General features: G+C 69.8%; 17 protein-coding genes and 1 pseudogene. 7 read left to right on the top strand and 11 right to left on the bottom strand.

Annotated elements, in window-relative coordinates; translation table 11 throughout:
* Positions 1-18: 18 nt before the first annotated feature.
* A pseudogene (locus VGU03_RS04700) lies at positions 19-893 on the bottom strand (PhzF family phenazine biosynthesis protein).
* 158 nt (positions 894-1051) lie between these two features.
* Here VGU03_RS04700 and VGU03_RS04695 point away from each other — a divergent pair.
* The 6 genes from VGU03_RS04695 to murD all read left to right on the top strand — a co-directional run bounded on the left by VGU03_RS04695 (position 1052) and on the right by murD (position 9602).
* Positions 1052-1663 (top strand): outer membrane beta-barrel protein, encoded by a 612-nt coding sequence (locus tag VGU03_RS04695; RefSeq protein WP_327479022.1) that lies wholly within the window; start codon positions 1052-1054, stop codon positions 1661-1663.
* Between the two features lie 134 nt (positions 1664-1797).
* The gene (locus tag VGU03_RS04690; RefSeq protein WP_327479020.1) at positions 1798-3312 is read left to right on the top strand and encodes a fumarate hydratase; all 1515 of its coding nucleotides are present in this window, start codon (positions 1798-1800) and stop codon (positions 3310-3312) included.
* Between the two features lie 414 nt (positions 3313-3726).
* Entirely contained in the window at positions 3727-6297 is a 2571-nt protein-coding gene (locus VGU03_RS04685; protein WP_327479049.1) for a bifunctional aspartate kinase/diaminopimelate decarboxylase, read from the top strand.
* Between the two features lie 152 nt (positions 6298-6449).
* Positions 6450-6821 (top strand): endonuclease domain-containing protein, encoded by a 372-nt coding sequence (locus VGU03_RS04680; protein ID WP_327479018.1) that lies wholly within the window; start codon positions 6450-6452, stop codon positions 6819-6821.
* 52 nt (positions 6822-6873) lie between these two features.
* Positions 6874-8247: a UDP-N-acetyl-alpha-D-muramoyl-L-alanyl-L-glutamate epimerase gene (gene murL / locus VGU03_RS04675; protein ID WP_327479016.1), complete on the top strand. Its 1374-nt coding sequence runs from the start codon at positions 6874-6876 to the stop codon at positions 8245-8247.
* The gene (murD, locus tag VGU03_RS04670; protein ID WP_327479014.1) at positions 8247-9602 is read left to right on the top strand and encodes a UDP-N-acetylmuramoyl-L-alanine--D-glutamate ligase; all 1356 of its coding nucleotides are present in this window, start codon (positions 8247-8249) and stop codon (positions 9600-9602) included. Before murL ends, murD begins: the two co-directional genes overlap by 1 nt.
* 167 nt (positions 9603-9769) lie before the next feature.
* Here murD and VGU03_RS04665 read toward each other — a convergent pair whose 3' ends face one another.
* Positions 9770-10057 carry a KGG domain-containing protein gene (locus VGU03_RS04665; protein WP_327479012.1) on the bottom strand — a complete coding sequence of 96 codons (288 nt, stop codon included), beginning with the start codon at positions 10055-10057 and terminating at the stop codon, positions 9770-9772.
* 18 nt (positions 10058-10075) lie between these two features.
* Here VGU03_RS04665 and VGU03_RS04660 point away from each other — a divergent pair, with 18 nt between their 5' ends.
* Positions 10076-10324 carry a hypothetical protein gene (locus VGU03_RS04660; protein WP_327479011.1) on the top strand — a complete coding sequence of 83 codons (249 nt, stop codon included), beginning with the start codon at positions 10076-10078 and terminating at the stop codon, positions 10322-10324.
* Here the strand turns inward: VGU03_RS04660 and VGU03_RS04655 are convergent.
* From VGU03_RS04655 to VGU03_RS04615, 9 genes are all read right to left on the bottom strand, one after another.
* Positions 10306-10512: a DUF2795 domain-containing protein gene (locus tag VGU03_RS04655; protein ID WP_327479010.1), complete on the bottom strand. Its 207-nt coding sequence runs from the start codon at positions 10510-10512 to the stop codon at positions 10306-10308. The genes VGU03_RS04660 and VGU03_RS04655 overlap by 19 nt on opposite strands.
* 18 nt (positions 10513-10530) lie before the next feature.
* Positions 10531-10857: a hypothetical protein gene (locus VGU03_RS04650; RefSeq protein WP_327479009.1), complete on the bottom strand. Its 327-nt coding sequence runs from the start codon at positions 10855-10857 to the stop codon at positions 10531-10533.
* Between the two features lie 191 nt (positions 10858-11048).
* Positions 11049-11282, bottom strand: a complete 234-nt coding sequence (locus VGU03_RS04645) for a KGG domain-containing protein (RefSeq protein WP_327479008.1) — start codon at positions 11280-11282, stop codon at positions 11049-11051.
* Positions 11283-11338: 56 nt separating this feature from the next.
* Positions 11339-11518 carry a hypothetical protein gene (locus tag VGU03_RS04640; RefSeq protein ID WP_327479007.1) on the bottom strand — a complete coding sequence of 60 codons (180 nt, stop codon included), beginning with the start codon at positions 11516-11518 and terminating at the stop codon, positions 11339-11341.
* 42 nt (positions 11519-11560) lie between these two features.
* Positions 11561-11743: a hypothetical protein gene (locus VGU03_RS04635; protein WP_327479006.1), complete on the bottom strand. Its 183-nt coding sequence runs from the start codon at positions 11741-11743 to the stop codon at positions 11561-11563.
* A gap of 241 nt (positions 11744-11984) precedes the next feature.
* Positions 11985-15731: a translocation/assembly module TamB domain-containing protein gene (locus tag VGU03_RS04630; protein ID WP_327479005.1), complete on the bottom strand. Its 3747-nt coding sequence runs from the start codon at positions 15729-15731 to the stop codon at positions 11985-11987.
* A gap of 14 nt (positions 15732-15745) precedes the next feature.
* A complete protein-coding gene (locus tag VGU03_RS04625) occupies positions 15746-17503 on the bottom strand; it encodes an autotransporter assembly complex family protein (protein WP_327479004.1) in 1758 nt (585 codons plus the stop codon).
* 280 nt (positions 17504-17783) lie between these two features.
* Positions 17784-20384, bottom strand: a complete 2601-nt coding sequence (locus VGU03_RS04620; RefSeq protein ID WP_327479003.1) for a glycosyltransferase family 2 protein — start codon at positions 20382-20384, stop codon at positions 17784-17786.
* Positions 20385-20528: 144 nt separating this feature from the next.
* On the bottom strand, positions 20529-20993 hold the full coding sequence (locus VGU03_RS04615) for a Dps family protein (RefSeq protein WP_327479001.1): 465 nt from the start codon (positions 20991-20993) through the stop codon (positions 20529-20531).
* Positions 20994-20998: the final 5 nt, after the last annotated feature.

The following is a 20998-nucleotide window of genomic DNA, read 5'->3' as shown; positions in this document are numbered from 1 at the left end:
CGTGCGCAGCGCGCGGCGTCAATCCACGGTGAACGTTCCGCGCACGCCGACCACACACCGGCCACCGATCGTGACCGCGCCGGTGGCCGGGTCCACGCGGACCTCGACCCGGCCGTCGCGGCCCACTTCGCGCCCCTGGCTGGCCACGTAGCGGCGGCCGTACCTCGCCAGCGCGCCGGTCTGGTGCAGCAGCGCGCCGATGGCCGCATTGACGCTGCCGGTGACCGGATCTTCGGGAATGCCGTCGGCCGGGCAGAAGGCGCGCACGGCCATCGCCGCATCGCCACCCTCTTGCGCGCCGAACACGCTCACGCCCATCGCGCCGCGTGCCGTGCACAGCGCGGCGATGGCGGCGAGGTCGGGCGCCAGGGCGCGCACTTCAGGCGCCCGGCCCAGGTCGCAGACGATCCATAGCGGTCCGTTGTCGATGCAGTGCACGGCCGATGCCGGCAGCTCGCAGGACAGGGCGCCGCCCAGCGCTTCGCGCAGCGCGGCGTCGGCCGGAGCGATGCGGGCGGCTGGCGCCTGCACATGGATGGCGCGCATGCCGCCCTCGCCCTCCACGGCCACCGGCAGCAATCCGGCGGCGCATTCCTGCAGCAGCGAGGGTCGTGCCGGCACGCTGCCGGCCTCGATCGCCGCATAGGCGCTGCCGACGCTCGGGTGGCCGGCGAAGGGCAGCTCCTGGCGCGGGGTGAAGATGCGCACGCGATAGTCCGCCCCCGGCTGCGACGGGCGCAGCAGGAGGTGGTCTCGGACAGATTGGTCCAGCGCGCGATGCGCTGCATCGCCGCGCCGTCCAGCGCGTCGGCGCCGACCACCACGGCAAGCGGGTTGCCCTCGAGCAGGCGTGAGGCGAACACGTCCAGTTGCAGGAAATCGAAGGTGGGCATGGGAACTCGCGGGCTGGGCGCCGCCTGAACGCAGGCAGCTGGCATGGGTCGAGTGTAGGTGATCGCCTACAGCGATACGCCGAGGGGCCTGGCTAGAATGCGCCCGCCGCCGATCCCCACGGCGGCTATCAAAAACCACAAGAACAGGAAACGTTCCCATGAACAAGATCATGATCGCCGCGCTCGGCGCGGTGCTGGGCGCTGCGTCCGTGTCGGCCGCCGCCGCCGACGCCAACGGCGCGTTCTTCGTCAACGCCGCCGTGGGCCAGGCGCAGTACCACGTCGGCCGCACCGACGGCCTGGGTTACAAGCTGGACGACAAGGACACCGCCGGCGCGCTGCGCTTCGGCTACGCCTGGCGCGTGGCGCCGGCGTTCAACCTCGGCGTCGAAGGCGGCTACGCCGACCTCGGCAAGCTGGTCGCCAAGTACAACGACGGCACCAACTTCGCCAAGGCCGACCTCACCGCCAGGGGCTGGATGCTGGGCGGCAACGGCAAGTACAACTTCGCCGACAACTGGTACGTCTCCGCACGCGCCGGCTGGTTCCGTTCCGACATCAAGGCCACCTCGACCGCCGGCACCGCCTATGCCAGCGACAGCGCGCACGGCAACGGCTGGTACGGCGGCGTGGGCGTGGGCTACGACTTCGCCCCGAACTTCAGCCTGGGCCTGAACTACGACAACTACCACGCCAAGGCCAAGTACGACGGCCAGTCCGAAGGCGGCAACGTGGGCAGCTACATGCTCTCGGCCGAGTACCGCTTCTAAGGCGATCCGCTCTGCGGCAGTAGCGCAACGGCCGCCTCGCGCGGCCGTTGTCTTTTGTCCGGTCCGGCCCGCTGCGGCACAATAGGCGGCTTGTGCGCCGCGCAAGGCGGCGCGTCCGAAGCCAAAAGCCGCCCATGACCACCATCAAGCAAGACGACCTGATCCAGTCCGTCGCCGACGCGCTGCAGTACATCAGCTACTACCACCCGGTCGATTACATCGGAAGCCTCGCCGCCGCCTACGAGCGCGAGCAGTCGCCCGCCGCGCGCGACGCCATGGCGCAGATCCTGATCAATTCGCGCATGGCCGCCGAGGGACACCGCCCGCTGTGCCAGGACACCGGCATCGTCACCGTGTTCCTCAAGGTCGGCATGGACGTGCGCTGGGACGCGACCATGGGCCTGGAGGACATGGTCAACGAGGGCGTGCGCCGCGCCTACAACCATCCGGACAACAAGCTGCGCGCCAGCGTGCTGGCCGACCCCGCCGGCAAGCGCCTGAACACGCGCGACAACACGCCGGCGGTGATCAACATGTCCATCGTGCCGGGCGACACGGTCGAGGTGATCGTGGCCGCCAAGGGCGGCGGCTCGGAGGCCAAATCCAAGTTCGCCATGCTCAACCCGTCCGATTCCATCGTCGATTGGGTGCTCAAGACCGTGCCGACCATGGGCGCCGGCTGGTGTCCGCCGGGCATGCTGGGCATCGGCATCGGCGGCACGGCGGAGAAGGCGATGCTGCTGGCGAAGGAATCGCTGATGGAGCACATCGACATCCAGGAGCTGATCGCGCGCGGGCCGTCCAACCGCATCGAGGAACTTCGCATCGAGCTGTACGAGAAGGTCAACGCGCTCGGCATCGGCGCGCAAGGCCTGGGCGGCCTGACCACCGTGCTCGACGTCAAGATCAAGGACTACCCGACCCACGCGGCCAACCTGCCGGTGGCGATGATCCCCAACTGCGCGGCCACCCGCCACGCGCACTTCACCCTGGACGGTTCGGGCCCCGTGATGCTGGAGCCGCCGTCGCTGGAGCATTGGCCCAAGCTCACCTACGACGCCTCCAAGGGCCGCCGGGTGAACCTGGACACCGTCACCCGCGAGGACGTGGCGAGCTGGAAGCCGGGCGAGGTCCTGCTGCTCAACGGCAAGCTGCTCACCGGCCGCGATGCCGCGCACAAGCGCATGGTCGACATGCTCAACAAGGGCGAGCCGCTGCCGGTGGATTTCAACGGCCGGTTCATCTACTACGTCGGTCCGGTCGATCCGGTGCGCGACGAGGTGGTCGGCCCGGCCGGCCCGACCACCGCCACGCGCATGGACAAGTTCACCGACCAGGTGCTCGGCGCCACCGGCCTGCTGGGCATGGTCGGCAAGGCCGAGCGCGGCCCGGCGGCGATCGAGGCGATCAAGAAGCACCGCTCGGTTTACCTGATGGCGGTCGGCGGCGCGGCCTACCTGGTGTCCAAGGCGATCAAGGCCTCACGCGTGGTCGGCTTCGCGGACTTGGGGATGGAGGCGATCTACGAGTTCGAGGTCAAGGACATGCCGGTGACCGTGGCGGTCGACTCGGCGGGCACCTCGGTGCACCAGACCGGGCCGAAGGAATGGCAGGCGAAGATCGGCAAGATCCCCGTCTTTGTCGAATAAAGCCGTGCGCGCAGCGCACACCATCGCCTCCTCTCCCCTCCGGGGAGAGGATTGAGGTGAGGGGCCAAGGCTTGCGGGAAGCCGCTTCGCTTCCTCTCTCCTCCGGCGAGAGCCGAGGTGTGGGGCGGGGCTCGCGGGGAACCATCCGGCCAACTCTCCCCAGGCAGGGCTGAGGCCAGGTCGACCCCTCACCCCACCCTCTACCCGCAGGGGAGAGGGTGCGAATCCCGCGAGCGTCAGTATTTGGATGGCTAAACGTCCATATCCCGCCCGCAAAAATCCATTGCAATTCGATTGCGGCAGCGCAACACTGGTGCGATTGCCTTTCGCCACCACTGCAATGGAGCCCTCGTGAACCCGCAGAACCCCGCGCCGCTGCCGGCGGACGCGCCTGTTCCAGATCAACCCTGGATCGTGATGAAGTTCGGCGGCACGTCCGTCGCGACGCTGCCGCGCTGGCAGAACATCCGTGAGCTGATCGCCAGCCGCCGCGCCGAAGGCGCCCGCGTGCTGGTGGTCGTGTCCGCGCTCACCGGCATCACCGACGCACTGAAACGGCTGTGCGGCGAAGGCAACGGGGACAAACGCAAGGCGGCGGCCCATGCGATCGCGCAACACCACCATGAGCTGCTCGGCCACATGCAGCTGCCGCTGCCGGATGCGCTCGCCGCGCGGCTGGCGGACCTGGCGGCGCTGGCGGCCGACGGCCCGGCGGCGCTGGGCGAGCTGGCCTGGTCGGCGCAGGTGCAGGCGCACGGCGAGCTGATGTCGAGCGCGCTGGGCGAGGCCTACCTCACCGCCAGCGGCCTGCCCACGCAGTGGGTGGATGCGCGCGAGTGCCTGGCCGCCATCGCGCTGCCCAACCAGAACGAGCGCACGCGCCTGCTCTCGGCGACGGTCGAGACGCGGCCCGACCCGGCGCTGGCCGCGCGCCTGGCGGGACTCGGCGCGGTGTTCATCACGCAGGGTTTCATCGCGCGCGAAAGCGAGGGCCGGACGGTGCTGCTCGGCCGCGGCGGCTCGGATACCTCGGCGGCCTACTTCGGCGCCCTGCTCAAGGCCCAGCGCGTGGAGATCTGGACCGACGTGGCCGGCATGTTCAGCGCCAACCCGCGCCAGGTGCCGGGCGCGCGCCTGCTGCAGAAGCTCGACTACGAGGAGGCGCAGGAAATCGCCACCACCGGCGCCAAAGTGCTGCACCCGCGCTGCCTCTCGCCGCTGCGCGAGCCGCGCGTGCCGCTGCTGATCAAGGACACCAACCGGCCCGAGCTCGAGGGCACGGTGATCGGCCCGCAGGTGCGCGAGCACGCGCCTTCGGTCAAGGCGATCAGCGCGCGCAAGGGCCTCACGCTGGTATCTATGGAGTCGGTCGGCATGTGGCAGCAGGTGGGCTTCCTCGCCGACGTGTTCGGCGAGTTCAAGAAGCACGGCCTGTCGGTGGACCTGATCGGCTCGGCCGAGACCAACGTCACCGTCTCGCTCGATCCGACCGAGAACCTGCTGGACTCGGACGCGGTGGCGGCTCTGGCGGCGGACCTGGCCAAGGTGTGCCGGGTCAAGGTGATCGCGCCCTGCGCGGCGATCACCCTGGTCGGCCGCGGCATGCGCTCGATGCTGCACACGCTCTCCACCGTGCTGGCCGAGTTCGGGCAGCTGCGCGTGCACCTGATCTCGCAGTCGTCCAACAACTTGAACCTCACCTTCGTGGTGGACGAGACGGTGGTGGACGAGCTGCTGCCGCATCTGCACGACCTGCTGATCGCCGCCGGCGCGCTGCGCACCGACGACAGCGCGCTGTTCGGCCCGAGCTGGCAGGCGCTGTACGGCAGCGGCGAGGCGGCGGCGCCGGCGGCCGCCTGGTGGCGGCGTCCGGCCGAGCGCGGCCGGTTGCTGGCGCTGGCGCAGGAGCGCTCGCCGCGCTACGTCTACCATTTGCCGACCGTGCGCGCGCAGGCGCAGGCGCTCAAGTCGCTGTCGGCGGTCGATCGCCTGCACTACGCGGTCAAGGCCAATACGCATCCGGACATCCTGCGCGCGCTCTCGGCGGAGGGTTTCGCCTTCGAGTGCGTGTCGCCCGGCGAGCTGCGCACGGTAGCCGCGACGGTGCCGGCGGACACCCCGCTCCTGTTCACGCCGAACTTCGCCCGCCGCGCCGACTACGTCGAGGCGCTGGCCACCCGCGCCACGGTCACGCTGGATGCGCTGCATCCGCTGGAGCACTGGGGCGAGCTGTTCCGCGGCCGCGAAATCGTGCTGCGCGTGGATCTGGGCCGCGGCCTGGGCCACCACGAGAAGGTGCGCACCGGTGGTGAAGGCAGCAAGTTCGGCCTGCCGCTGGAGCAGCTCGACGCCTTCCTGCGCCTGGCCGACGCCCACCAGGCGAGCGTGCGCGGACTGCATGCCCACCTGGGTTCGGGCGTGCTCGATCCGAAACACTGGGGCGAGGTGTATTCGCAGCTGGCGAGCCTGGCCGAGCGCATCGGCAGCGTGGCCTTCCTCAACATCGGCGGCGGCCTGGGCGTGTCCTCGCACCCGGGCGAGGCGCCACTGGACATGGACGCGCTGGACCGCGTGCTGCGCGAGGTCCGCGCCGCCTATCCACACTACCGGTTGTGGATGGAACCGGGCCGCTACCTGGTCGCCGACGCCGGCGTGCTGCTGGCGCGCGTGACCCAGCTCAAGGGCAAGGGCAGCCTGCGCTACCTCGGCCTGGACACCGGCATGGACAGCCTGATCCGACCCACGCTCTACGACGCCTGGCACGAGATCGCCAACCTCACCCGCCTGGACGAGCGGGCCGAAGCGCTGTACCAGGTGGTGGGGCCGATCTGCGAGTCGGGCGACGTGCTGGGCACGGACCGCCGCCTGCCGGAGTCCCAGGAGGGCGACGTGATGCTGATCGCGCAGGCCGGCGCCTACGGCAAGGTGATGTCCTCGCGCTACAACCTGCGGGAGGAGGCGGACGAGGTAGTTCTGGAGGACTGAGGCGAGCCCGGCCCTCATCCACATCGTTGATCAAAGCCAGGGGAGAGGGGGCAAGAGCGGTGGCCCGCCGTTGGCTCCCTCTCCCCTCCGGGGAGAGGGCTGGGGTGAGGGGCCGCCCTGGCGACAAACTTTCATGGAGCGAGGTTTCAAGGATGAAACGCATGAACGTAGACCGGGCGCGCGGACTGCGCCTGGGCATGACCGATGCCGAGCAGGCGCTCTGGTATCGCCTAAGGAACCGGCAACTGGATGGCTGCAAGTTCCGTCGCCAGCACGAGATCGACCGGTACGTGGTCGACTTCGTGTGTACCGAACGGATGCTGGTGGTGGAGTTGGACGGCAGCCAGCACCTGGCGCAAGAGGATTACGACCAGGCACGCACGAGCTACCTCGAGTCCAAGGGCTACCGCGTGCTGCGTTTCTGGAACAATGACCTGTTGACGAATATCGAGAGCGTGCTTGAGGTGCTGGTGGAGGCTCTGGCGAGCCCCATCCCCTCACCCCGGCCCTCTCCCCATTCTTGATCGGGGATGGGGAGAGGGAGCGAGAGCAGAGCACGCTCCACGGAGTGAACGAGTGACGACGACAATCAACCCCCGCCTGACCCAAAGCTTCCGCTTCGTGCGCGCGACCTACGCCGACGGCGTGGCCGAACTGGCCTACGCCTTCGACCAGGGCGAGGAGATGGTCGAGCGCATCCGCTTTCCCGGCGCGCCGGCCGTGCCGCCGGAGCGCCGGCAGGCCTTCGACGCCGCGCTGAAGCTGCTGCACCTGGTCGCCGGCGTGAGCTACTACAAGGCCGGCGTGCCGCCGCAGATCGAGGCCGCGCCGCTGGACGGCGCCACGGCCGACCTGCTCGACGCGCTCTACCTGCACGGCCTGGCCGAGTTCGCCTACCGCAACGGGCTGGACCTGCGCGGGCGCATCGCCTTTCCGCGCTCCGCTCCCTCTCCCCTCCGGGGAGAGGGTCGGGGTGAGGGGTCACTCTTGCGGCAAGCTCCCGCCCTCGGCCTGCCCAGGCGCACCCTGGTCCCGATCGGCGGCGGCAAGGACTCGCTGGTCGCGGTCGAGGCGATCAAGTCGATCGGCGGCGAAGCCACCGCGACGTGGGTCGGCAATTCGCCGCTGATCGCCGCCTGCGCCGAACGCACCGGCCTGCCCACGCTCAACATCCAGCGCGAGCTTTCGCCCGTGCTGTTCGAGCTCAACCGCCTGGGCGCCTGGAACGGGCACATTCCGGTGACCGCGATCAATTCGGTCATCCTCGCCGTGGCGGCGATCCTCTACGGCTACGACTCGATCGCCTTCGCCAACGAACGCTCGGCCTCGGCCGCCACGCTGGAGTACGAAGGCCAGCAGGTGAACCATCAGTGGAGCAAGGGCTTCGTGTTCGAGGCCATGCTGTCGGACTGGCTGCATGCCCACGTGGCCGTCGACCTCGACTACTGCTCGCTGCTGCGTCCCTTTTCGGAGCTGGCCATCACCCGCGCCTTCGCCCGGCTCACCCCGTACTTCGACGCGTTCTCCAGCTGCAACCGCAACTTCCGCATCCTCGGCCCGAGGCCGGCGGATCGCTGGTGCGGCCAATGCCCGAAGTGCCATTTCGTGTTCCTGGCGCTGGCGCCGTTCTGCCCGAAGCCGCGGCTGCTCTCCATCTTCGGGCGCAACCTGCTCGACGATGAAACGCAGGCGGCGGGGTTCGACGCGCTGCTGGAATACCAGGACCACAAGCCCTTCGAGTGCGTGGGCGAGGGCGCCGAGGCGCGCGCGGCGATGTACGCCTTGAGCCAGCGCCCGGAATGGCAGGAAGACGCGCTGGTCGCGCGCTTCGTCCGCGAGATCCTGCCCCAGCTCGATCCGGCGTCACTGGCGCTGGAGCCCTGGCTGGAGCCCTCGGCCGAGCATCGTGTGCCCTTGCGGCTGCAGCCGGCCTTGCAGGCGATCGGTTGATGCGCATCGCCGAACTGGCGGGCCGGCGGGTCGCCGTCTGGGGCTTCGGCCGCGAGGGCAGGGCGGCCATCGCCGCCTTGCGCGCGCGCCTGCCGGCGCTGGCCCTCACCCTGTTCTGCAGCGAAACGGAAGTCGCCGCGGCGCGGGCCTTCGAGCCCACGCTGGCGGTGACCGGGGGCGAACCCGATGCCGCCGCCCTGGCCGCCTTCGACGTGGTGGTGAAGTCGCCCGGCATCTCGGCCTACAAGCCCGCGCTGCTCGAGGCACAGGGCCGCGGCACGCGCTTCACCTCCGGCACTGCGCTGTGGTTCGCCGAGCACCCGCAGGCGCCGGTGGTCGCCGTGACCGGCACCAAGGGCAAGAGCACCACCACGGCGTTGCTCGCGCACCTGGCGCGGACGCTGGGCCTGCGCACCGCGCTGGCCGGCAACATCGGCATGCCGCTGCTGGAGCTGCTCGATGCGCAGGCGCAGCTGTGGGCCGTCGAGCTGTCCAGCTTCCAGACCGGCGAGGCCGGGCCGCTGCCGCTGGGCGTGGTCACCAGCCTCTATGAGGAGCACCTGGACTGGCACGGCTCGCGCGAGCGCTACGTGGCCGACAAGCTCAGGCTCGCCGACGCGGCGCGCACCCTGCTGGTCAACGGCACGCAGCAGACGCTGCTCGAGCGCACGGCAGCGCATCCGCAGCGCGTGCTGTTCGGCGTGCCAGGTGGCTGGCACCTGCGCGAGGGGTTCATCCGGCGCGCGGACGAGCGCGTGTTCGAGATCGCCCGGCTGCCGGTGCCGGGCGGACACAACGCGCTCAACGCCTGCGCCGCGCTGGCGGCGCTGGAGGCGATGGGCCACGACGCGCGCGCCGCCGCGCCGGCGCTGGCGCGCTTCCATCCGTTGCCGCATCGCCTGCAGCCGCTGGGCGAACGCGACGGGCGGCACTGGGTCAACGATTCGATCAGCACCACGCCGCAGGCCACCCTGGCGGCGCTGGCCAGCCTGGCCGGACGCGCGGTCACGGTGATCGTCGGCGGGCACGACCGCGGCCTGGACTGGTCGGGATTCGTCGATGCAATGGAAGGCCGCACGGAGTTGACCATCGTGGCGCAAGGAGCCAACGGGCCGCGTATCGCCAGAGCGTTGCGCGAGGGCGCGGGCGTCGAGGTGGTCGAGGCCGGTTCGCTGGACGAGGCGGTCGCGCGTGCGCGCTCGCTCGCGCCCGCCGGTGGCGTAGTGCTGCTTTCGCCGGGCGCGCCGAGCTTCGACCAGTTCCACGACTATGCCGAACGCGGCCGCCGCTTCGCCGAACTTGCAGGGTTCGACCCACGGGCGATCTGCGGCATCGAGGGATTGGGAGTGGCTTGATCGTCCGTCGTTGGGGCGCGGCCGTTGCGGCCCACCGGTGCCCGGGCCGGCGCCATCCCTGGCGCCTCCCCGCGCCTTTGCGCGCGGGGCCTGCCCGAAGGCGGATGAGCGCGTTCCCTGCCGATTGGCCGCGCGGCGGTTGGTTACAGCCCGCCGCGGTCGCCGCTTCAGCCCTCGGATTCCTTGCCCTTGTTCACCAGGTCGCGCACGCGCTGACCGCCCTTGGTGCCCAGTTCCGAATAGCCTTCCGGCCCCAGTTCTTCCTTGCGGGCTTCACCGCCCTTCTTGCCCAAGGCCGAATAGCCCTCGGGACCCAGCTGTTCCTTGCGCGTCTCGCCGCCCTTCTTGCCCATCTCCGAGTAACCCTGCGGACCTAGCTGTTCCCTGCGGATTTCGCCGCCCTTCTGGCCGGCCTCGCGGACGCTCATATCACCCTGGTTCTTGTTGCTGGTCATGGTCTGTGCCTCTTTGCAATGGTGGGGAAAGTCGCCGACGCAGGCTTACTTCTTGCGGCCGTGCCCGGCCTGCTTGCCTTCGTTGACGAGGTCGTGCACGCGCTGGCCGCCTTTCTTGCCGAGTTCCGCATAACCATCGTGGCCCAGCTCGTCCTTGCGCGCCTCGCCGCCCTAGTGGCCCGCTTCGCGGACGGTCATGTCGCCCTTGTCGTGGTTCTGCTTGCTCATGAATCGCATCGGTTGGCGAACTACTCGATTTGCCCGTAGCCCTTCATTACGTCTTGCGGGCCGCCGTATTGCTCGTCAGGCAGCTTCCGGATCTCCTGCATCACCTCGTCCGGCGCGTGGTTGCGGCGGGCGCATTCGATCAGGTCCTGCTTGTCGGCCGGGTAGCCCACGCCGCTCAGGAACTTCTGCACGTTGGCCGGCGAATGGCCTCCTACGCCTCGTGTCATGGTCTTCTCCGCTATGGGTCACCCGTTGCCTTCGGATTCCTTGCCCTTGTTGATCAGGTCGCGCACGCGTTGGCCACCCTTCTGGCCCAGTTCTGAATAGCCTTCAGGGCCCAGCTGCTGCTTGCGGGTCTCACCGCCTTCGCGGCCGATCTCGCTCATCGCATCGGGGCCGCGCTGCTCACGCAATGCTTCGACGCCCTGATGGCCCAGATCCGAGTAACCCTCGGGGCCGAGTTGTTCCTTGCGGATTTCGCCGCCCTTTTGGCCGGCTTCGCGAACGCTCATATCGCCGCTGCCCCTGGCGTTGCTGGAAGGTGTCCGGTTGTTGCGATCGTTGTTCGCCATGGTGTTTCTCCGGGTGGTTCTAGGGGAGCCCTACAAGCGGGCGACGCATGCATTGCAACCCGTATGCCAGTGGGCAAAGCGCCGTGCCGAGCCGCTTGCCGGCCAGAGGCCCGGAAGCGGGCGTGTAATTTGCGCCTGCCCATGAAAAGAACTGCCAACCTCGCGGGCGCGCATGCGGGCCGCCTGCCTGTTCAGCCGCCCTCGCTCTGCTTGCCCTTGTTGATCAGGTCGCGCACGCGGTGGCCGCCCTTGGTGCCCAGCTCCGAGTAGCCCTCCGGGCCCAGCTCTTCCTTGCGTGCTTCACCGCCCTTCCTGCCGATCGCCGAGTAGCCCTCGGGGCCGAGCTGTTCCTTGCGGATCTCGCCGCCTTTCTGGCCGGCTTCGCGGACGGTCATGCCGCCCTTGTCGCTGCCCTGGTTCTTCATGGTTTGTCTCCTGCTGTGGGAAAGGGGTTTGCTGGTCGAGCGCTCGTTGCGGTGGTTCAGTGCTTGCGGCCGCCACGGCCCTCGACCTGGTGGCCTTTCTCGACCAGCTCGCGTTCGCGCTGGCCACCCTTGTGGCCGCCCATCTGTCCGGCCTCGCGGACGGTCATGCCGCCCTTGTCGCCGGCGTGGGCCTGCTTCTGGTTCGGGTTGCGATCGTTCTGCTGCTTCTGGCTCATTTCGTGGCTCCGTGGGATGGATCGTGGTGACCGTCGCCGTCGTCAGTGCCGACGGCCGCCCTGTTCGGATTCGCGGCCTTCGTTGACCAGTTCGCGCACACGCTGCCCGCCCTTCTGGCCGGCTTCGCGTACGGTGGTGTCGCCACGTCCGCCGGCGCGCGAGGAGGAGTCGCTGGCGTGCTTGCTCTTGTTCTGGTCGTGGGTGGAGGACTGTTGCCGAGTCATGGTCATCTCCGTGGTTGGACACCCGGCCCTAGGTGCCGGGCACCCAGGGGCGTTGCATCAGCGGTGCCAGTGGGCAGATCCGCATGGCGATGCGCTCTGCGCTGCTCAGCGCAGAGCGCATGCTGAAAATTTGCGTGGGCCGCGGGAAAGAACTACAGGAGCGGCCTGGCGGATGGTTTCCCGTCGCCCCCGGTCCACGGAGGGATGCGGGAGGTGCGCCCGGCAGCACAGCGAAGGGCGCTCAGCGTTCGAGGCGGTAGTTCAAGCTCGCGCGGCTGAATTCGGTGGCGTTCTGCATCTCGAGGTTCCAGCGCTGGCCGAGGCGGTAGCGCAGCGTGATCACCTGGCCCGGCTGGAACAGGCCCACGCCGTAGCTCAGGTACAACCGGGGCGAGAGGTACTTGCCCACGGTGAAGGCCGACTCGCCGCCCAGCGCCTCGTTGCTGGACACGCCGATCTCGTCGATGCCCAGCCTGCGGCCGACGCTCTTGGCGAGCAGGTCGCCGGCCGCCGAGCCGAGCGCCTGTGCGGCGGCGCCCACCATGTTGCCTTCGCCGCCGCTGACCTGCGAGAGCGGCTTGCCGGTGATCAGGTAGGAGAGCGCGTCGGACTGCTCCATCGGCGGATTGGAGAACACCGTCAGGATCGGCCGTTGCGCCGTGCCGCTGACCAGCAGGCCGACCTCCTGGCCTTCGTCGATGGTCGCGTTGGGGTTGAGCTTGCGCACCGCGCGGATGTCCAGGCCGGGGTTGTCGATCGGCGTGCTGGCGAACAGCAGCTTGCCCGCTTCGATGTGCAGGTCCTGGCCGTAGGCGCTGTAGGTGCCGCTCACACCGATCTGGCCTTGGCCGCGGGTCGCCTGGCCGGGCTGCTCGAGCACCGTGAGCGTACCGGTGAGGCGACCATCCAGGCCCTTGCCTTTGAGATGGGTGCGTGGGCCCAGGTCGACCTTGACGTCGGCGCTGACCGGCAGCTGCGCGGTGGCCTGTTCCTGCGCGCGCTCGTCGACCACCACGACGTCCGGCGAGGCCTTGGTGGCGCCGGCGCCGGGCAGGTGGTCCAGGTTCACGTCGGCGCTGTCCAGCGCCACCGCGCCGGTGACGCGCACGCCCTGGGCATCGCGCAGGAGCTTGAGGTCGGGCGTGAGCACCACCTTGGCCGCGGGAATGTCCGCGGCCGTCACGGCCTGGCCCGTCAGGGTGATCGCGGTGGGCGCCTGCGCGCCGAGGCCGTAGCTGCCGGCCACGTTGAGCGTGCCCTTGCCGGAGCGAACGTGGCCGTCGAGCTGGAGATGCTGCGCGTCGGGCGCATGCAGCACCAGCGCGCCGTCGGTGAGTTTCAGGCCCAGCGCCGGCAGCTCCGCGGCGAAGCCGGCCACGTCGGCCCGGCCGGTCACGGCCGGCTGCGCCAGCGTGCCGGCGAAGCCGAAGCGTCCGTCGAGCCGGCCCTGCACGCCGGCCACCTGGGTGGTGAAGAGTTCGATCGGCGCGAGGCTGTCCAGGCGCAGCGCCAGCTCGCCGCCGAGCGCCTGGTCGGCGCCGTCGATGGTCAAATGGCCGTCCAGGCGCCCGTTTGCATTGAGCCCGGCATGGGCCTCGATCTGCTGGTGGCCGGGCGCCAGGCGCGCGTCGACGGTAAGGCCATGCCAGGCCAGCAACGGACGCTGCGCCTGCTGGACGTAGGTGACCGAGCCCTGGTCCGAGGCCAGCGTGGCCTGGCCGTCCAGCGCGCCGGACGCGCTGCGCCTGAAGGTGCCCGCGCCGCGCAGGCTGCCGTCGGCACGCAGCGGCAGCTGGGCGTAGCCGGCCGCGTTGAGCAGCAGCGCCAGCGGCAGCGCCTGCAGGCGGTAGCTGGCGGCGAGGTTGCCGCCCTTGTCCTGCCGGCCCTGCACGCACAGCAGCGGCTCGCCAGCGCTCAGGCACAGCTCGGACAGCGCCATCGCGCCGTCGCCATAGTCCAGCGTGGCTGGATGCTGCAGCCGCCAGCGCGGCAGGCCCTGCGGGGTGAGGTCGAGCGTGTCCAGCGTGCCCTTCCAGCGGGCCTGCCGCAGGCTGCCGCGCAGCGCCAGGTCGGCCGAGAGCTGGCGGCCGCGCGCATCCAGCGCGAGCCGGTGCGCCGTCTCGGTGCCGTCGGCGCGCAGCGTCAGCGTGTCGAAGGCCAGGCCGCCGAGCTGCGCTTGGCGGGCGTCCAGCGACAGCTTGCCGCTGGGCCGGCTGAGGTCGGGCAGGTGCGCGTCCAGCGCCAGGACGCCGATGCGCTGGCCGCGCAGCGACAGCGCACGGCCGTGCGCGCTGGCGTCGACGCCGAGCGCGGACGGCAGGCCGGTCACGTGGGCTTGCGCGCGCAGCTGGCCGCCGGCGTTGGGCAGCCAGTCGGCAAGGGTGGCGACGTCGAGCTGCACGGCGATGTCGTTGCGCGCGCCGGGCTTGCCCTCGATGCTGGCCGTGCTGCCGCCGGAGGCGAGCGCGAGCTTGCCGTCGAGCACCTGGCCGGGCGTCAGGTGCAGCCTGCCCTGGCCGCGCAGCGCTCGGCCGCGCAGGCGTCCGTCCAGGCGGGTCAGATCGAGCAGGGCGTCGGGACGGCCATTCGGCAGCGTGCCGCGAGTGGTGAGCTGTGCATCGAGCGCGCCGTTCCAGCCGGCGAAGAGCTGGCCCGGATCGAAACGGTTCGCCTCGGACGCCAGCTCCCAGCCGAGCGCGGGCTTGAGGGTGAGCGTGCCTTGTGCGTGCAGCCGGCCCTGCGGTTGCTTCAGGTCGAGCGTGCGCAGGGCGAGCTGGCGCGGCGTGCCGTCCAGCTCCAGCGCCAATTGCGCGAGTTTTCCAGGCGGCCCGATCGCGACCTCGCCCTGGGCGTGGAATTGCCGGACGCTGCCGCGCACGCCGAGGCGGCCGTGGCTGGCCAGCGGCTGGCCGGCCAGTTCGGTCGGCAGCAGCAGGTCCTGCCAGGTGAGCTCGAGCGCGCCGCTGGGCGTGGGATCGCCCAACTGCAGCTGGCCGTGCGCGTCGAGCCGGCCCTTCACCTGCGGAGAGGTGAGGGTGAGCGCGTCCAGCGTCACCTGCGAGTGGTCCTTGCCCAGCCGCGCACGCAGCGGCGAGAGGCGCAGTCGCCACTCGTCCAGACCGACTTCGCCGGTCAGCGTGCCGCCGCCGCGGTCGCCCTGGCCGCCGAGGTCGAGCGCGAGGTGCTGCAGCGTGCCCGGGCCGAGCAAGGGTGTGGGGTCGAAGCGCGGCACCTTGAGCGTGGCGGTCCAGGGATAGGCGCCGGCCTGCTCCAGTTTCAGATGCAGCTGCGCGGCCATCGGGCGGACGAGCGCCAGCTGCAGTTGCGCGTGCGCGCCGTCGCTGTCCGCATCGAGCCGGCCAGCGTAGGTGGCGGTGCCGACGTTCCAGGCGAAGCTGGCCTGGCCGTTGCCGCGATAGCCGCCGCCGAGTGCCAGCGTGCCGTGCAGGTCGACCTGGCCGTCCGGCGAGCGCAGGCGCAGCGCGCGCACGGCGAAGCCGGCATCGTCCCAGCGGCCGGCGAGGTCCAGGCTGTCGGCGGCGAACACCGGCTGGCCGGCCCGGCGCACGGCGATGTGGCCCACGTGCGCGCGGTCGAGCTGGACCGCCAGCGGCGGCTTCAGCGAGATCGGGCCGGCCGGTTCGGCCGAAGGCGAGGGCGGCGGCAGCGCCACCGCCACGCCCTGCACGTCCAGCGCATCGATGTGCAGGCGCCGGCCGAGCAGGGACCACGGGCGCAGGTCCAGCTTCACGCTGGCCACGCGCACGTCCAGCCCCTTGCCGTCGGCATAGCGCAGCCCCTCCAGCGTGAGCGGCCCGGCCAGCCGGCCATGCGCCTGCTGCACGCTGAGCGCGCCACCGCTGAAGCCGCCGGCGCGGGCCAGCGCGAAGCGCAGGCCGGCCTCGCTGCCCAGCAGCCACCACAGCCCCAGCGCCAGCAGCAGGAGCAGCGCGAGCAGGGCGAGGCCGAGGCGCTTGAGCCACTTCATGTGGGCGGCATGCTTCACAGGTCCGGCCCTATCACTACGTGCAACTGGATGCCGTGGGCATGGGCATCGTGTAACGGCACGCCCACGTCCACGCGGATCATGCCCACCGGGGAAAGCCACCTCACGCCCAGACCGGTGCCCAGGCGCGGGCGATAGTCGAAGCCGTCGAAGGCGTTGCCCGCGTCGACGAACGCGGCCATGCCCCAGTTGCGCGTGAAGTAATGTTCGACCTCGGTGCTCGCCACCAGCAGGTTGTGGCCGCCGATCACGCGATCGTAGGCGTTGCGCGGCCCGATCGCCTGGTAGCCGTAGCCGCGCACCGAGCGGTCGCCGCCGGCGAAGAAGCGCAGCTGCGGCGGCAGCGCGCTGAAGTCGCCGGTCGAGGTGATGCCGGCGCTGCCGCGCAGGATCAGCCGGTTGTTACCGGCGAAGGCGCGGATCCACTTGGCGTCCGCGCCGACCTGGCTGAAGCGCGTGTCCGACAGCAGCGTGCCCGCGGTGCTGCGTGCGTAGAAGCTCAGCGACCAGCCGCGGCGCACGAAGGTCGGGTTGTCGCCATGTTTCTTCGACAGCGAGGCTTCGGCGAACACCAGCTGGCTGCGGCCGCGCTCGATGCCGGGCGTGTTGTCCGGCTCGCTGCCGTGCTTGCCGACGGTGAAGGTGCCGATCAGCGCGTGCGCGCCGACGGTGCGCGTCCAGCCATGCCACAGCTCGGTTTCGTTGCCGACCAGCTCCAGCGTGCGCGACTGCGAGGTTACCGTGTCGGCATCCCGGAAGTTGACGCCGAAGTTGAGGCTGCGCTGGTTGTCCCCCGGCAACGGGATCGTGTACAGCGAGGACAGGGTCTTGAGCCGCTGCGCCAGCACCAGCTCGTTCTTCCACTTGTGGCCCTTGCCGTTGATCCAGCGCCGTTCCAGCCCGCCGCGCACGCCGAAGCCGGTGTCGGTGCCGATGAACGGGCCGCCGGTGTAGACGCTGCGCCGGGCCGGCTCCAGCTGCACCGCGACGTCGACAGTGCGGTCGGCGTCGTGCACGTCGGACACCACGTCGACCACGGAGAAGTAATCGGCGCCGTTGAGCGCCTCCTGCAGGCGAAGCAGGTCGGCCTGGTCGAAATACTCGCCACGCCGGAACGGCACGTAGCGGTCGAGGAACCCCGGCTCGAACTGCGAGCCCTCGAAGCGCACGTCGCCGAAGCGGTAGCGCGGCCCGGCCTGCCACGCCAGCCGCACCGTGGCGTTGCGGTCGGCGCGGGTGACCTCGACCCGGTGCGTGACCAGCTTCGCGCCGAGGAAGCCGGTGGCGGTGAGCGCGGCGCCGACGTCGTCGCGCGCCTTGTCGTAGGCGCCGTGGTCGAGCACCTTGCCCTTGAGCTGCTCGACCGCGCGCTCGGCGCGCCGCACCGCAGCCACCTTCATCGCCTCCGCGTCGATCTTCACGTCCACCGCGCCGATGCGCACGGGCTCGCCGGGAACGACCTCGAGCACCACCCGCCAGTCCTCCGCGCCGGTGCGGGTGAGGCTGCCCTGGACGCCGGCGTCGTAGTAGCCGTAGGGCTCCAGCGCCTCGCGCACCTGGTCGGGCGCCTCCTCGTACAGGCGGCGGATCTGCGCCTCGCTCACCGGCCGCTTGGCGTACTGCGTCAGCTCCACGCCACCCTGCACGGCGGCCTTCAACGGGTCGTCCACGCCCTGGATCACCAGCGTCACGCCGGCGCGCGCCGCCAGCGGCGCCAGCAGGAGCAGGACGATCAGGCGGCGGAGACGGCGCATGCGCGGTGGGGGCCCTGGACGGTTGCCTGCATGACGCCAGAGCTTAGTGACGCGCATGTTGGCATCGCATAAACGGCCAGGCCCAGGCATTTGCCGTGTGGCGAGCCGATGCGGACCCCCTTCCTGTTCGCGGAGGGATCGCGTTCGGGGTCGCACTTTGATCCCCCCGCGCTCGCGGGGGGAAGGCCTCGGGTCGGACGTTGCGCTCCGGCCGTTTCCCCGCCTGCTGGGGAGGTGCGGTTGGCGATGGGGCGGCGTTGCGGATGCCGCTCTGGCCGATTCAGCCGACCTTGTCGCCCGCCTTGTGCGCGATCCAGGCGCCGACCACGGCGGAGAAGTAGGGAATCGACTGCGCCGCCAGGATGAACATCCACAGGGTGCCTTCGATGTAGCGCGTGCCGAAGGAGTGCGCCATGCCGATGATGCACAGCACCAGCGCGCAAGCCATCAGGAGTTCCTCGCGCACCGGCGCGAAGGCGGCGAAGCCGGACTCGCCCAGGCGCCGGCTCTTGGCGGTGACCACGAAGGAAGTCTTCTCGCGGGTCAACCCGTGCAGGATGCCGCGCGCGATCGCGTGCGAGAGGCTCATGCTGGCGAGCGAGGCCATCAGGGTGTCGTACCAGCCGCAGGGCACGCGCGCGCGGTAGAGCACGATGCCGAAGATCGCCTTGGCGAAGAAGAAGCCGATCACCGGGATCAGGAACAGCTGCATCGGCAGGCTGAAGTACTGCGGGTAGGCGACCATGCCGGCGGTCCAGTAGAGCGCCATCAGGGTAAAGATCAGATGCAGCGCGTCGGCGAACCAGCTGAACCAGCCGGTGAGGAAGTGGAAGCGCTGGCCCGGCGAGAGCGGCCCCTTGCGCACCATCCACTGCCAGCGGCCCTTGAGGATCTGCATGGCGCCGAACGCCCAGCGGTAGCGCTGGCTCTTGTAGGCCTTGAAGTCCGCGGGGGTGAGGCCCTTGCCCATCAGTTCGTCGACGTAGACCAGCTCGTAGCCGGCATGCATCAGGCGCAGGCCGAGCTCGGCGTCCTCGCAGATGGTCCACTCCGACCAGCCGCCGGTGCCTTCCAGCGCCGAGCGGCGCACCATGGTCATGGTGCCGTGCTGGATGATCGCGTTGCGCTCGTTCCTGTGGTGCATGCCGATGCGGAAGAAGCCGTCGAACTCCCACGCGGTCATGCGGCGGAAACGGTTGTGCTCGAAATCGCGGTGCGCCTGCGGGCACTGCACCACGGCCACCTTCGGATCGTGGAAATAGCCGGTCAGCGTGGCCAGCCAGTCCGGCCGCACCACATAGTCGGCGTCGATCACCGCCACCGCCTCGGCGCGCGGGTCGGTCTCCTTCAGGCCGAAGTTGAGCGCGCCTGCCTTGAAGCCCGGCCACGGCTCCAGATGGAAGAAGCGGAAGCGCTTGCCCAGTTGCTCGCAGTAGGCCTGCACCGGCTTCCACACGTCCGGGTTCTTGGTGTTGTTGTCGATCACCAGCACTTCGAAGTTTTCGTAGTCCAGCGCGGCGAGCGAGTCGAGCGTGGCGATCACCATCTCCGGCGGCTCGTTGTAGCAGGCCAGATGGATGGAGACGAACGGCTGCCTTTCCGGGCGGTCGGGCTGGAGCAGCGCGGCGTCGCGCTGCCAGCGCCGGCGCCACAGCACCTCGGTGAACTCGAAGCCGTTGATCAGCAGGATCGCCAGGATCGCGATCTGCGCCGGGAACAACAGCACCAGCATGGTCCAGTCGACCCAGCTCAGGTAGAAATTGAAGGGCAGGGTGGCCGACCACACGATCAGCCCGCAGGCCAGCTGGATCAGCAGGCAGAAGAACAGCCGCCCCATCAGCTTGAAGCGCTTGAACTTGCGTGCGAACCAGATCATCGGAATCAGCGCGAGCAGGCTCGCCGCCAGCGCCTTCCACGGCCAGGCAGTGTCCTCGGTCACCGGGCCGGTGAACGGGAATTTCAGTTGGCGGTCGGCGTTGAAGGTGCCCCAGTAGGCGCCGGTGCGACCCTCGCCCAGGTTCTCCTTCCATGGCTGGTCGAAGGCTTCCAGCAGGTAGTAGTCGATGTTCTCGGCCTTGGCCGCGTTCAGCCAGTCGCGGATGAAGATCGCCTCGTTGGAGACTGACGGATCGGCGTATTCGTGGCGGTCGCCGTTGGACGGCCAGCCGATCTCGCCGACCACGACCGGCTTGTACGGGTACATCTGGCGGATGTTGTGGTAGGCGCCCAGCGCCGCACCCACCGCGTCCTTGCGTGCTACGCCGTTCCAGAACGGAAACAGGTGGATGGTGATGAAGTCCACGTGCTGGACCAGCTCCGGATACTTGATCCAGATGAAGTCCGGCTCGGCGATCGACACCGGCTGGCGGATCGCCGCGCGGGCGCGGTCGAGGTAGCGCTCCATCTGCTCGACGCTGAGGTCGCCGCGGAACAGCACCTCGTTGCCGATGATCACCCGGTTGATGGTCTCCGGATAGCGCCGCGCCAGCGCGATCAGCGTGTCGAGCTCCTTCTCGTTGTTGATCAGGCGCGGGTCGATGTTGGCGCCGGCCATCACCTTCAGCCCTTCCTTCTCGGCCAGGCGATAGACCTGCGGGTTCTCCAGCGTGGAGTAGGTGCGGATGCGCGGGGTGTAGCGGCGCAGCAGCTTCAGGTCCGCGTCGATTTCCTCGTCGGAGGGGAAATCCTGCTTGAGCGGGTTCTGGTAGCGCTGGAACACCGATACCGAGAACCCTCTGATCGGCCCGTGCCAGTCCTCCGGACCGTGCGGAAGATTGCCCCACCACCACAGGCCGATGTTCAGGGCAGCAACGAACAACGCGAGCAGTATGGCCGCAAGCAGCGGGAACCGGCTGTCGTGTCTGTCTGCTGTGGCGCTCAAAACGTTCCCCGTCGGACGCCTCCGTGTGAGGCCAATCAAGCCCGCGGAGCTTAACGATCCGGCGCGGATGGCTCAATAAAGGCCGACGGGGATGGTCAGCGCGAGGTCAGGCCGCAGGCCGACCCGCGCGTGTGCCGGGCGTCGTTACTTCAACAGCGAGCGCAGCATCCACGCCGTCTTCTCATGCTCCTTCAACCGCCCGGTGAGCATGTCGGCGGTGCCTTCGTCGCCGCCGTCCTGGGCGACCTTGATCGCGCCGCGGGCGGTGTGGGCGGCGATCTCGTGGCCTTCGACCAGCTGGCCGACCATGTCCTTCCAGTCGGGCACGCCCACTTCCTCCTTGATCGAGGTGAGCTTGCCGAACTGGCTGTAGGAGCCGGGGGCGAACACGTCCAGCGTGCGGATGCGCTCGGCGATCTCGTCGGCCGCCAGCCACAGCTCGTTGTACTGGGTCTCGAACATGGCGTGCAGGCTGTTGAACTGCGGGCCGGTGACGTTCCAGTGGAAGCTGTGCGTCTTCAGGTACAGCGAGTAGGTGTCGGCCAGCAGCTTGGAGAGCTCCTGGGCGATGGTCTGGCGATCCTGCGGGGCGATACCGATGTTGGCCATGGATG

The organism is Frateuria sp. (assembly GCF_035944355.1).
GTDB lineage: Bacteria > Pseudomonadota > Gammaproteobacteria > Xanthomonadales > Rhodanobacteraceae > Frateuria_A.
This window is presented reverse-complemented; position numbering and strand designations above follow the sequence as displayed.